This is a genomic window from Marinomonas ostreistagni (genome assembly GCF_016461785.1).
GTDB lineage: Bacteria > Pseudomonadota > Gammaproteobacteria > Pseudomonadales > Marinomonadaceae > Marinomonas > Marinomonas ostreistagni_A.
In genome coordinates this window covers 1-13326 of sequence record NZ_JAEMUH010000023.1, presented here as the reverse complement: position 1 = coordinate 13326, position 13326 = coordinate 1, and the positions used below count along the sequence as shown (strand labels likewise).

At 42.6% G+C, this 13326-nt stretch carries 10 protein-coding genes and 1 pseudogene; 9 read left to right on the top strand and 2 right to left on the bottom strand.

Going from position 1 to position 13326, the window contains the following annotated elements; translation table 11 throughout:
- Nucleotides 1-148 precede the first annotated feature (148 nt).
- From JHD44_RS17965 to JHD44_RS17930, 9 genes and pseudogenes are all read left to right on the top strand, one after another.
- Nucleotides 149-760, top strand: coding sequence for a Yip1 family protein (locus JHD44_RS17965; RefSeq protein ID WP_199464113.1), 612 nt, complete (start codon nucleotides 149-151; stop codon nucleotides 758-760).
- 187 nt (nucleotides 761-947) lie between these two features.
- Nucleotides 948-1625 (top strand): annotated as a pseudogene (locus JHD44_RS19255) (methyl-accepting chemotaxis protein); the annotation flags it as partial.
- A gap of 27 nt (nucleotides 1626-1652) precedes the next feature.
- Nucleotides 1653-2027 (top strand): CZB domain-containing protein, encoded by a 375-nt coding sequence (locus JHD44_RS19250; RefSeq protein ID WP_233402312.1) that lies wholly within the window; start codon nucleotides 1653-1655, stop codon nucleotides 2025-2027.
- Between the two features lie 299 nt (nucleotides 2028-2326).
- Complete coding sequence (locus tag JHD44_RS17955) at nucleotides 2327-5089, top strand: monovalent cation/H+ antiporter subunit A (RefSeq protein ID WP_418903738.1); 2763 nt, start codon at nucleotides 2327-2329, stop codon at nucleotides 5087-5089.
- Complete coding sequence (locus JHD44_RS17950; RefSeq protein WP_199464110.1) at nucleotides 5089-5454, top strand: Na+/H+ antiporter subunit C; 366 nt, start codon at nucleotides 5089-5091, stop codon at nucleotides 5452-5454. The genes JHD44_RS17955 and JHD44_RS17950 overlap by 1 nt, the downstream gene beginning before the upstream one ends.
- Nucleotides 5455-6981, top strand: a complete 1527-nt coding sequence (locus JHD44_RS17945; RefSeq protein ID WP_199464109.1) for a monovalent cation/H+ antiporter subunit D — start codon at nucleotides 5455-5457, stop codon at nucleotides 6979-6981. It abuts the gene before it with no gap.
- A gap of 3 nt (nucleotides 6982-6984) precedes the next feature.
- On the top strand, nucleotides 6985-7470 hold the full coding sequence (locus tag JHD44_RS17940) for a Na+/H+ antiporter subunit E (RefSeq protein ID WP_199464108.1): 486 nt from the start codon (nucleotides 6985-6987) through the stop codon (nucleotides 7468-7470).
- The gene (locus JHD44_RS17935; RefSeq protein ID WP_199464107.1) at nucleotides 7464-7733 is read left to right on the top strand and encodes a K+/H+ antiporter subunit F; all 270 of its coding nucleotides are present in this window, start codon (nucleotides 7464-7466) and stop codon (nucleotides 7731-7733) included. The genes JHD44_RS17940 and JHD44_RS17935 overlap by 7 nt, the downstream gene beginning before the upstream one ends.
- Before the next feature lie 12 nt (nucleotides 7734-7745).
- Nucleotides 7746-8111, top strand: coding sequence for a Na+/H+ antiporter subunit G (locus tag JHD44_RS17930; RefSeq protein WP_199464106.1), 366 nt, complete (start codon nucleotides 7746-7748; stop codon nucleotides 8109-8111).
- Here JHD44_RS17930 and amt read toward each other — a convergent pair.
- Together amt and nhaD are read right to left on the bottom strand one after the other, a co-directional pair.
- On the bottom strand, nucleotides 8108-11176 hold the full coding sequence (gene amt / locus JHD44_RS17925; RefSeq protein ID WP_199464105.1) for an ammonium transporter: 3069 nt from the start codon (nucleotides 11174-11176) through the stop codon (nucleotides 8108-8110). The two genes, JHD44_RS17930 and amt, sit on opposite strands and share 4 nt — an antisense overlap.
- 190 nt (nucleotides 11177-11366) lie before the next feature.
- Nucleotides 11367-12632, bottom strand: coding sequence for a sodium:proton antiporter NhaD (gene nhaD, locus JHD44_RS17920; RefSeq protein WP_199464104.1), 1266 nt, complete (start codon nucleotides 12630-12632; stop codon nucleotides 11367-11369).
- Nucleotides 12633-13326: the final 694 nt, after the last annotated feature.

Genomic DNA, 13326 nt, shown 5'->3' with positions numbered 1-13326 from the left:
AAGGCCTTTCTGTATATAAGAAATCGTTATCATCCAGCCACCTCAATGGCTCGTATCCATCTATACTGAACGTTAAAGGTGCATTCTAAACACATATAACCGTTCAGAAACATCTAGCTTCATTTAAGTCGAATACGAGGAGGACAGCATGATTAATCATGTGTGGGGATTATTACACCATCCTGATCGAGAATGGCGAGAAATCAATAAAGAACACGAATCGGTCAGTCATATGTATGCACATCATGTGTTGATTATGGCTGCCATTCCGGTTGTCAGTAGTTTCATTGGAACCACGCAAGTTGGGTGGACTCTAAACGGTGAAGAAGGTGTAAAACTAAGCGTCATGACAGCCCTTGGGCTGGGAGTTTTGTTTTACGCCTTAATTTTATTAGCCGTGGCTGGTGTTGGCTCAGCTATTCACGCTCTTTCAAGACAATACTCTCATCGACCCAGTCGAGCCGAAAGCATTGTATTTGCTGGTTACATTGCAACACCAATGTTTTTGAGCGGCTTATTTGCCATTTATCCAATTGCTTGGTTATGCGTACTGGCTGTTTGCATGGGCGTTGTATACTCCGCCTACTTACTTTACAAAGGAACGCCACGCTTCTTAGGCATTAGTCACAAAGAAGGCTTCATCTTATCAACGGGCACTTTAGGTATTGGTGTGCTGGTATTAGAGTTCTTACTAGCAATTGTTGTACTTCTTTGGAGCATGGGGTCAGAACACAGTCCTTTGTGGGCATTTTTTGGTTAATGCTCAATTTTTGAAGCATATTTATGTCTGCCATTAGTCATTTTAAAACTTTGATGAATGGCAGGCATTGTTCTTTTAGTTACAAATTTAATACATTTAGACAATAAATAACTTTTATCTCTTCAGCATTGAGCACACAATATCCACAAATTTGATATTTATCCTATTTATGGAGCCAAGCTGAAAGATGTTTTTCTCTTCTAATAAAAACCGCATTGCTGAGCTTGAAAGTTTAATAGAGCAAGAACGCAGTCAAAGCCAACAACGAATTGCAACACTAGAGGCAGAACTTAGTGAAGCTAAACAAACTCCCGTAGCAAACAATGACAATGAGTTTTGTTCTGAACTACTTGGCTATCAGTTACGCGGTGGAGATATGCTCGGATCGATTCGAGAAGGTTTAGCAGACAGTGCAGATAACCTTATCCATGAGCGTAAAAAACTTAAAGAAGTCGATACTCTTTTTAGTGATACTCGCTCAGCATTATCACGTTTGAACGAACGTGCACGAGTCATCAATCAAGAAGCAAGCTCCAGCATGGAAGCAGCCAATGTTCTGGACAAGACTGCCAGCGGCATCAGCCAACTAGTATCAAGTATCCAAGAAATTTCCGATCAAACCAACCTGCTTGCTTTAAATGCTGCCATTGAGGCCGCGCGAGCTGGTGAGGCTGGTCGCGGGTTTGCTGTAGTGGCCGATGAAGTGCGAAATTTGGCAAGTAAAACACATTCAGCCAGTGAACAAGTTGAAGACCTTGTACGTAAAGTGCTAGAGCAAACTCAACAAATTAAGACCATGGTTGATAAAAACCAAACCAGTGCTGAAGACGTTGCTACCTCAGCAAGCCAAATTGATAGCATTGTTGAAAATGTCATCTCAACCTCCCAGCAAATGCAGTACGTTATTAAGGTCGCTGCCACACAAGCCTTCTTAGATACCGTTAAGCTAGACCATACTGTTTGGAAGAATCAGGTTTACCGTAAAATTGATCAGCGTGATTTTCGCGAGGGCGTTAATGCCCACACTGAGTGCCGCTTAGGAAAATGGTACTATCAAGGGTATGGTCACAAACATTATCAACACTCACGTAACTTTAAAGCATTAGAAACACCACACAAAGCCGTGCATGATTCAGGCCGTGCCGCCGTAGCGGCCGCTGAACAAGGCAGAAATGAAGAAATGCTAAGATGCTTAGACCAGATGGAAACCGCTAGCTTACAAGTAGTCGTTAGCATTGAATCACTCATGGAAGAAATTAAGTCCTAGTGAACTAAAGCCATATACCAAGGTCTATAGAAAAGCGCTGATTTTGTATCGGCGCTTTTTTTTACTAGGACGCAACATATTATTTTTGTTACTTTTTTCACACGTTTTTTTAAAGAAAATATGCGTTTATCGCGCTATCCTTATGGAGAGAAATCGATATAGCATCTTCGTTTCGTAATAAGTTGCTAGTGAAATGGAAACGTCAGGCCCCCTCTAAATTAGCTTAATAGGCCTCGTAAACTTGCTATGAAGGAGCAAATCCGTTGAATACCCTACTGTGCATTCCCCTATTAGTACTGATGGGCACTCTAGTCCCATTATGTAGTACTCGATATAGCCGAACCGCATGTGCTTTTTTAACGGCTGCGCTGCCAGCTATCGCGCTGTTTCTTATCTTGCAAATGGCCCCAGCGATCCTAGATGGGCAACGTTTTCAAACCGCCATTGATTGGGTGCCTAGCTTAGGCCTATCTTTGGCTTTTCGTTTAGATGGCCTTACTCTCCTTTTTAGTTTGCTTATTCTTGGAATTGGCCTGCTTGTTATCCTTTATGCTCGTTATTACTTATCAAGTAACGATAATATGGGTAAGTTTTACTGTTATCTGATTCTCTTCATGTTCGCCATGCTTGGCGTAGTAATGTCGGATAACCTTATTCAAATTTGGGTGTTTTGGGAGCTCACCAGTATTAGCTCCTTTTTGCTAATTAGCTTCTGGGGGAGCAAAAGTGAAGCGCGTAAGGGCGCACGTATGGCACTTACGATTACCGGTGCAGGCGGACTATTTCTTTTAGCCGGCTTGCTCATGCTTGGTAACGTTGTAGGGACGTTTGACTTGCAAACGGTACTGGACAGTGGCGATATCATCCGTGCGCACAGTACGTACCCGATCATCACTGTGTTGATCTTAATCGGTGCTTTCACTAAGTCCGCTCAGTTCCCGTTCCATTTTTGGCTACCTAATGCCATGGCTGCGCCAACTCCAGTCAGCTCTTACCTGCACTCTGCTACCATGGTTAAAGCTGGTATATTCCTAATGGCTCGCTTTTACCCATCCCTTGCAGGAACCGATTTATGGTTCCTGATTGTTAGTATGACAGGGCTTGCGACCTTTCTGTTAGGGGGTTATTTAGCGCTGTTCCAACATGATCTAAAAGGTCTTTTGGCTAACTCTACGATCAGTCATTTAGGTTTAATCACTTTACTTCTAGGCATGGGATCTGATTTGGCGCTGGTAGCGGCCATTTTCCATATTATTAACCATGCTACGTTTAAAGCATCTTTGTTTATGGCTGCAGGTATCATTGATCATGAGTCTGGTTCAAGGGATATGCGCCAATTAAATGGCTTATGGAAGTACATGCCTTATACGGCAACACTCGCGATGGTCGCCTCTTCTGCCATGGCAGGGGTTCCTCTATTGAACGGTTTCTTGTCTAAAGAAATGTTCTTTAACGAAGCGTTGCACCAAGATTCACTTGGTTCGCTCTCTTGGATGGTGCCAGTATTGGCCACGTTAGGCGGTGTATTTTCTGTGGCGTACTCCACCCGCTTCGTACACGATGTGTTCTTTAATGGTGAGCCAATTAACTTACCTAAAACGCCGCATGAGCCACCACGCTACATGCGTGTACCTGTTGAGATTCTTGTTGCCCTGTGTCTCTTGGTCGGTATTTTCCCAAGCTGGATTGTCGGCGACTTACTGCAAAGTGCTTCTCTCTCGGCGTTGAATGGACCTGTACCAGAATACAGTTTGGCGATTTGGCACGGCTTTAATATACCTCTGCTAATGAGTGTGATCGCTCTTTTAGGTGGCCTTTTGGTGTATTACAACCGCCAGCATTTGTTTAAGTTCCAAGCACAGTTCCCAACAAATGATCCTAAAGTATTGTTTGAACGAGCAATTCAGCAATTGGTTGGCAAAGCCACGTGGATCATTAACTTCTTTGAAAATGGTTCGCTACAGCGTTATTTATATTTCCTATTCATGTTCACGATTGTCATGAGTGCTTATCCACTTCTTGATTTGAATGCGACCGCAGGCCGCCGGCCAGAAATTCCCCTTGACGCTCTGTCTATTACGGGTGCAGTGTTACTATCCATCGCGTCTTTAGCGACCGTAGTATGGCACCGTCGACGCATGGTCGCGCTATTGACCTTATCTGTTGTTGGTTTGATCGTAACCTTAGCGTTTGCTCGATTTTCCGCACCAGATCTGGCGTTAACTCAGTTATCTGTTGAAGTTGTCACCATCATATTGCTGATGCTTGCCCTGTTCTTTTTACCGCAAAAGACACCAAAAGAATCCAGCCCTCGTCGTGTAGTTCGTGATTTAGGTATTTCTGCCATGATCGGTGGTATTGTCGGTACGGTCATCTACGCCTTAATGACACGGCCATTGGATACGATTTCGGACTTCTTTACTGAGAACAGTAAAACGGGCGGTGGTGGTACCAATGTGGTCAACGTGATTTTGGTCGATTTCCGTGGTTTCGATACGCTAGGTGAGATCACAGTATTAGGGATTGCGGCACTGGGTATCTTTAAGCTGATTGCTCGTATGCGCCTCTACATGCCATCCAGCAATGAGCAAGGACGCCCTTGGTCGACTGATAGCCACCCACTGATGCTGTCTGTTATTTCTCAAAGCCTCCTACCTCTTGCACTGCTTGTGTCTGCGTACATATTCTTGCGCGGCCATAACATGCCAGGTGGTGGCTTCATCGCAGGATTGATTACCTCTGTTGCGATTATTCAGCAATATGTGGCGCACGGTGTAGACTGGATTAAAGAGCGCTTGAAGCTGGATTATCAAATCATGATTGGCTCAGGTATTGGTATTGCAGCACTAACAGGTTTAGGTAGCTGGTTCTTTGACCGTCCGTTCTTAACATCATGGTTTGACTATTTCTACCTACCTGTAATCGGTAAATTTGAACTTGCCAGTGCCATGCTTTTTGACCTCGGGGTTTACCTCACCGTTGTCGGAGCGACTATGTTAATTCTTGCAAACCTTGGACAGTTGACCACAAGTGAGCGAGCGGTCTTTGAGGAGGAGAAATAATGGAAGGTATTTACGCATTTTGCGTAGGCTTAATGACAGCCTGCGGCATTTTCTTAACACTCCGAGGACGTACCTTTTCTGTGGTAGTTGGGCTTACGCTACTTTCTTATGCTGTCAACTTGTTCCTCTTTGCCAGCGGCCGCTTAAAACTTGATGCAGCGGCTGTACTAGGCGTGTCCGAAGACTACGGTGATCCACTTCCTCAAGCACTAGTGTTAACTGCTATCGTAATTGGCTTCGCAATGACAGCCTTTGCGGTCATTCTTGCTATGCGCGCACGTGCTGACTTAGGTAACGATCATGTTGATGGCCGTATACCACAGACAAAAGAAGAAGTTCGTCAGAAATCTGGAGGCCAGCGCTAAATGCAGCACCTTAGTATTCTCCCTATATTACTGCCCTTATTTACTGGTGCATTGTTATTGCTGCCACCATTTTCTAAGACTTTAAAGCGACAACGTATACTCTCTATAATTTCAGCGCTGCTACAAGTACTGGTAGGTTTCGCCCTCGTTCTATCGGTACAAGCTGACGGTATCACCCAATATATTCTTGGTAACTGGCGTCCACCTTTTGGTATTGTATTGGTGACTGATCCTATGTCGAGCATCATGGTCGCTGTCACGAACTTCCTAGCGTTCTCTGCACTGTGTTATGCAACAGGCTCTCACGACAAAGCAGGTGGCTACTTTTACCCGCTGTTCATGTTTCAAGTAATGGGTATCAATGGCGCATTCCTAACCGGTGACGTGTTTAACCTATTTGTATTCTTTGAGGTGTTATTGATTGCTTCTTACGCATTACTGGTACATGGTGGCGGAAAACAGAAGACTCAAGCAACAATTCACTACGTTGTCTTAAACTTAGCTGGCTCAAGTGTTTTCCTCTTCGGTTTAGGTATTTTGTATGGCACGTTAGGTACATTAAACATTGCTGATATGGCTCAGAAAGTATCCGAGCTGGATGGTAGTGTTGCCATTCTGGCTAAGATCGGTGCATTAATGTTATTAGCTGTGTTTGGCCTCAAATCGGCTATGCTGCCTCTACATTTTTGGTTGCCAAAAACCTACTCCAGTGCCAGCGCTCCGGTTGCCGCCATTTTTGCTGTCATGACCAAAGTGGGTATTTACAGCATTCTGCGTATCCATGGGGTAGTGTTTGGAGATGAAGCTGGTGAGTTAGCGAATATTGCGCAATCTTGGATTTGGCCGCTCGCTTTATTAACGATCACTATTGGTACCATTGGTGCCTTAGCAAGCCCAAGCTTAAAACTATTAACCGCTAATTTAGTGGTTCTTTCAGCTGGCACATTACTCGTTTGTACCGCCATTCAAAGTGAAGCGGCGACCAGTGCTGCCCTATACTACATGATCCACAGTACCTTGGTAGCTGGCGGCATGTTCCTTCTGGCTGATATGATCTCTCGACAACGAGGCAAAGCGGAAGACCGCTTTGTGGTTGCGAAAAAAATGGATAATCCCGTTTTTCTGGGAATCTTCTTCGCTATTGCCGCGATTGCGGTCATTGGTATGCCACCCTTCTCGGGCTTCATTGGCAAAGTAATGGTGCTACAGTCTGTTCAATCTGCTGCTGAGCAAATCTGGGTATGGCCCATTCTATTACTTAGCAGCTTGGGAGCTTTGATTGCATTATCACGCGCTGGAACAACTCTCTTTTGGCGCCACTCGTCTGGCAAACAGACAGAAGCCACTCAGCCTATTCACCTTGGTGAATGGTTAGGCGTTGTACTACTGCTGTCTGCTTCACCGTTATTAGCTTTATTTGCTGGGCCTTTATCAGAATTAGCAAATGATGCTGCAGCATTTTTGCATGACCCTAGGCTATCAGTCGAAGCCCTATTAACAAGCCCTTTGGCTGAAGGAGGCTTTTAAGTCATGAAATTATTACCAATGCCATTTCATAGCTTATTGCTGTTTAGTGTTTGGCTATTAATGAATAACTCCATCAGCCCAGGCCACATCGTCTTGGCAGCCTTTTTTGCAATCAGCATTCCGTTGCTAGTTAATTCAATGCGAGATGAGCAACCAAAGATACGCAAACCTTGGCTCGCTCTACGTTATTTTTTGATGGTTCTAAAAGATATCTTAGTCGCCAATATTCAGGTAGCGGCACTAGTCCTTGGTCCTATCAAAAGGTTACAGCCTGGGTTTGTCGCGATTCCTCTTGATTTGAATTCTGATGTTGGCATTACTGTGCTGGCTAGTACGGTATCATTAACACCAGGTACAGTTAGTGTAGAAGTATCTGAAGACAAGCGTTGGCTTTATGTTCACGCTTTACATTTAGACAATGAGCAAGATCTTATTGATGAAGTTAAACAGCGTTACGAACAACCTATCAAGGAGATCCTAGGATGCTAAGTTGGGCTTTATTTTTCGTCACCATCTGTATCTGCGTGGCGCTGTTTTTAAACTTGTGGCGCTTGTTGGTAGGGCCTCATGTATCTGATCGTATTATGGCGTTAGATACCATGTATATAAATGCCATCGCACTGATCATGCTATACGGTATCTATATGGAAACCAGCTTATATTTTGAAGCGGCTTTACTAATCGCAATGTTAGGGTTCGTCAGTACATCAGCTTTATGTAAGTACTTACTTCGCGGCGATATTATCGAATAAAAGGAGCGTTTTATGTCGTTTTATGTAGAACTTATTATTAGCATTTTACTGGTTATTGGTGGTGTTTTCTTACTGGTTGGCTCAATTGGCCTTGCGAGGCTTCCTGATATTTTTATGCGCTTGCATGGCCCAACTAAAGCCACGACGCTGGGAATTACAGGGGTACTGTTAGCCTCTTTAGTGTATCAATCCATCAATCAAGGCTCTTTTTCTGTTTCAGAGCTGCTGATCACTTTATTTCTATTGATTACAGCTCCCGTCGCAGCAAATATGATTGCTAAAACGGCTTTACACCGCGAAAATCCAGCAATACCTCGCACAGCTGGGCAGAGCTTAGTCGAAAGAATCCGTAATCGTGATGCTGCCGACAGCGACTAACCGGTTTTGCTATTTTCCACTTGAAGAGACTGTGTTCGTAGCATTTCAAGCGCAGCCTCTTCAATTAAAGGCTTATGGTGGTAATAACCTTGATGAAGGTGACAACCTAAGCTATTTAACACCTCACATTGATGGCTATTTTCAACCCCTTCCGCAATAACTTCTAGCTCAAGGTTTTGTGCGAGCTGAACAATGGCCTCGCATATCTTTCTACCTTCAACATTGTCTCCAATCTCACTCACGAATGACTTATCAATTTTGAGTACATCTAATGGCAGCATTTTTAGATAATGCAAAGAAGAGTATCCTGTACCAAAATCATCAACAGATATTTCTACCCCTAATTGTTTCAACCCAGACATGACCTCTACGCAGTAATCCATGTTATGAATGAAAACGCCTTCCGTGATTTCAATTTTTAACCAACTACCAGGTACATCATAACGTTCAAGTAAAGTCTGGATGGACTCTAAGAAACCTTCCGCAGCAAAATGCCTTCCTGAGATATTCACAGCGACGGGCTGTATATCGAACTCCAAAGATCGCCATGTATCTAAGGTTTTTACAGTCTTTTCAAGTACCCACTCATCTATGCGGCAAATTAGGTTAGATTCTTCTGCTTGGGGAATAAAATCATCCGGTGAAATAGTTCCCATTTTAGGGTGCAGCCAACGGATTAATGCCTCAAAGCCAAAGATTCTCCCATATGCAGTATCAATCTGAGGCTGGAAAACTAAGAAAAACTGATCATTATCCAGTGCATCTTTTATATCTTGCTCTTTCTGAAAGCCAGAAGTCACCTCTTTCGCCATGTAACTTTGAAAAAGCTTCGCATTATCACGACCATTTTGCTTCGCCCAATACATTGCCATATCTGCATGCTGAATTAAGGTTTCTGCATCACATTGCTGATCACTTAATGCAATCCCAATGCTTGTTCCAACTTTGACAGGCTTATCAAGTAAGGTAACTGGTTCATGCATGATGTCTAAGATCGCTTTTGATAAGACTTTTGCTCTGACTTCTGACACATCCTCTGTCAACATGATCAGAAATTCATCGCCTCCCCAACGAGCAATAACATCTGATTTTAAAACGGTTTGTGTTAATCGGTCAGCCACTTCGCACAGCAGCTCATCACCCGCTTTATGCCCTAGTGTGTCATTGATCGTTTTGAACTTATCAAGATCTAAGAATAATAACGCTACTTTAAGGTGACGGTCTTGAGCATTCTGTAATGCTCGCTCCAGCTGCTCTGTCATATAAGTACGATTAAACAAGCTGGTTAAGGGGTCACTATAGGCCAAGAATCGCAAACGCTGTTGTAACTTAACGTGTCGAGTCACATCTCTAATGTGAAGGGTAAATTCTTGTGACCCTCCTCTTTCATTTAGTGCTTTCGTTATCGCGATCTCAACGGGAAAAACTTGATGGTCGCCACGCTGTAGTTGGAAGTGATTACGACGATTGATTAACCAGCCACCCGAACTCGAAAAACCGGTATCTAAACTCGCGACAATTGAACTTCGATCTTTTTCTGGGACGAAAAACTCTATAAAATTTTCGCCCTCTACTTGTTTTTTTAGTACACCAAAAGTTCTCTCAGCTGCTGGGTTGTACTCCATAATCCTGCCCTGATCATTAATCGTGACAATACAGTCCATTGAAGAATCGAGTATCGCCGACTTACGCATTTCACTCTCTTTAAAACGATTGAGTGCGCTGTCACGCTCTGTAATCTCTTGACTCACACGATCAATTACCTGGTTGTATTGCTTAGCAATTTGACCAACCTCAGTAAATGGTTCTTCTGGAACATGGTGAGAGAAGTCTGCTTTATCTTCTTGATATTGCATCGAATTTAACAAATCAATAAGCTCTGTTGCTGCTCTATGCTCCGCGATATTTAGACCTTGCTCCTCTTGTTCCTCGGTAACGCGTAACTTAACAAACCAGCCAATACACTTAAGCAATATGAAAGATACAGTAACGCAATAAAAGCCAATACTTGCGATGCCAGCAGTTTGAATCTCTAACTGTTCCCATCGACTAAGCCCTGTCCCAATGAGTTCCAAATCACCAAATAATGCGACGGCTAAAGTCCCCCAGATTCCTGCCAATAAGTGCGCAGGCACAACATCCAGAGCATCATCGAGTTTACACCGGTCCATTAAGTAACTACCTAGAACACAGATTATGCCACTGATGAAACCTACCATGATGGCACCAGAAGCAGATATTACATGGCACCCGGCAGTAATCCCCACTAGACCAGCAATTACACCATTTAGGAGCTGAGATACATCCACATAACGCTTATGCAAGTAGAAAATCAAACTCGCACCAACGCCACCCCAAATCGCTGACAGAAATGTATTTAAAAGAATATGAGGTACCGACTCATTGAGACTTAATGTGCTCCCGCCATTAAAACCAACCCACCCCAACCAAATAAGCAAAACTCCTAAACCGGATAAAGGTAAATTACTACCCTGAGGAAGGTTTATTCCTTTTTCAAATCGGCGTAACCGAGGGCCAATTAAAAATATAGCGACCAGTGCAACCCACCCCCCTACTGAATGCACAACTGTAGAGCCAGCGAAATCTACGAATCCACTTTTCTCAAGCCAACCTTGAGATTCTGTCTGGAAGATACCGTTCCAAGCCCAATGCCCAACTACTGGATAGATCACTGCACTGAGAATCACAGTCATTACCAAATAGCCAACAAATGTCATACGCTCAGCTACAGCACCAGATACCAAGGTTGCAGCCGTGCCACAGAACATCATTTGAAAGAGAAAGAAGGAAATACTTTCAGGATTAGAATTATCTCCGAAGAGGAATTCGGAGATGCCAATAAAGCCTTGGTATGAAGCACCAAACATCAGCCCAAAACCAAGCACATTGAATACAGCAGAGGAAATAATAAAATCAGAAATGTTTTTGGCAGCAACATTAATACTGTTTTTGCTTCGAATTCGGCCACTTTCCAGGCATAAAAAGCCTGCCTGCATGAGAAACACTAAACTAGCCGAAATCAAAACCCAAACAACATCAATCATAGACTCTCCTATTTTGTTGCAGCCTAGTAAGAGAAGCACCAAATCAAAGCACAAAGTCGATTTGAATTGATTTATAGCTCTTAAATATCCAATACCCTTAATTTCACTATGGAATCATACAATTGTTAGGCCAATTTTGATTTTTAGCATCTCAAAAAAAAGCAGGCGCCTAGCGCCTGCATTTTTAATTTTAACTACCCAGTACAACCTGGGCTAAGCCAATGGATGCAATATACCCTAACGAATAGACCAACAATAACACCATCGAATATCTAGCATAAGAACCAAAAGTTAGCCCATCAACTTTGCTCATTGCAACAATGCCTGCCGCCGATCCAATCACAAGTAGTGAACCACCAACACCAACAGCATAGGTCAAGCCTAACCATTCAGCTTCAGTCATAACGATACCCGCTTTTAACAATGCAGCCGTTAATGGCACATTATCAATGGCTGAAGACAGTACGCCCATCAGGAAGTTAGCAATACTTGGCGGTAACACTTCGTACATCTGAACAATCGCGTCTAGCACCTCAATTTCCTTTAACATACCAACTAATAAGAGTATTCCTAAAAAGAAAAGAAGTGTTTCGAACTCAATCACGCGAATATATTCTAGGATCTTCTGCTCTTCTTTTTCATCAGAATCAAAGAAGCGGGCAATAAGAAACATGCTGGCCATACCTAACAGGAACATTAGTACAGGAGGGATACCAAACAACACATTGGCAACAATAGTCGTGATAATTGTACAAAGAAAAGCACCAGCAATCATCAGATCTACTGGCCTAACTTCATTATGACGAATATCAATCTCAACTGTTTCATTTAAGCCGCGACTTAATAATAAAGCTAACACCATCACTGCACTGAATGCAGGCAGTGATAACATTAGCAAATCAAGTATATTTACTTTTCCATCAAGGAATATCATCAAAGTGGTTACATCACCAGTAATAAGGGAAACGCCCCCAGAGTTCACTGCAAAAACAACTAATGTTGCAAAGCGTATCGTTTTTTTGGTGGAAAGGTTTAGTGACAATATCAAAGTGACGGACACAAGTGTCGCAGTTATATTGTCAGCTAATGATGAAAATATAAAACAGAATATTGCAGTCAAAAAAAGCAATGACCGCTCTTTTACACGACTCGGTAAAAAAAGGTGGATGACATTTTCGATCATCCCTTTATTATTCAAGTAGGCAACAAACGTCATAGCTGCAACAAGAAATAACCATAGCGAAGCGATCTCCGCCACGTTTTCTTCAAAACCTATTGCAACAGCTTCAGCTTCCTCCGGAGTGCCGGAATGGAATACATATAACAAAAACCACGAAAATGTACCTAAAAACAGCGTAATTTTCGCTTTATTAATATGAATAATATCTTCAAGAACAACCCCGAGCAAAGCTAGAACAGCCAAGCTTACAAGTACTATTTGCAGTACCTCAGACATGAAACCAACCTCAGTAAATGAATTTAAAAGCCCAAAATTTTGATTTCGGAATTTTATACCCGTTTAACCATCTCTCCTACTCATTATCGATCAAATTGTGAAATAAAATTTCATAAAGACTATTGATTGTAGTGATATTGACTTAAAAAAAGTTCACAACTGTACAAATAAAAAGCTAAAAATAGTTCATACTACAAAGAACGCAGCCAAACTATTTTCAAAAGATACAAAAACACGTCAAAACTGAAATAACCTCTTTTTCAATCATCATAAAATGTGTTGAAGAATGCATAAGCAGCAATATTTAATTATTTGAGTTCAGGTTTATAAGGAGCTGCCATAGAAGTAAGAGCAGTAGAAAATACTGAGGTGTATTCTGGAGTACTTTTTAATACGTGATGAACCTAACCAGGGAATCAATCAAGTTTATGTTAAGAAGACTATTTTTAGTCTCAAGAGATGTATCTCTCTCAAAAGTATTATTGGCTATAACTCTGCTCCGTTCGTGAAGGAAGAGCTTTAGTCGTTCTTTTAACAAAAGCTTTCGCCATCGGTAGATGGCTTATACGGCCCGACTTCGTTCGGAAACCTCAGGGCTCAGATCCTTGTAAGAACATCAGTCTCCAAGCACTATCACCAGTTGAGGGATCTGCCCCCTTTGATGAAGATGATAACCATCACTGAGTTGGTTTCA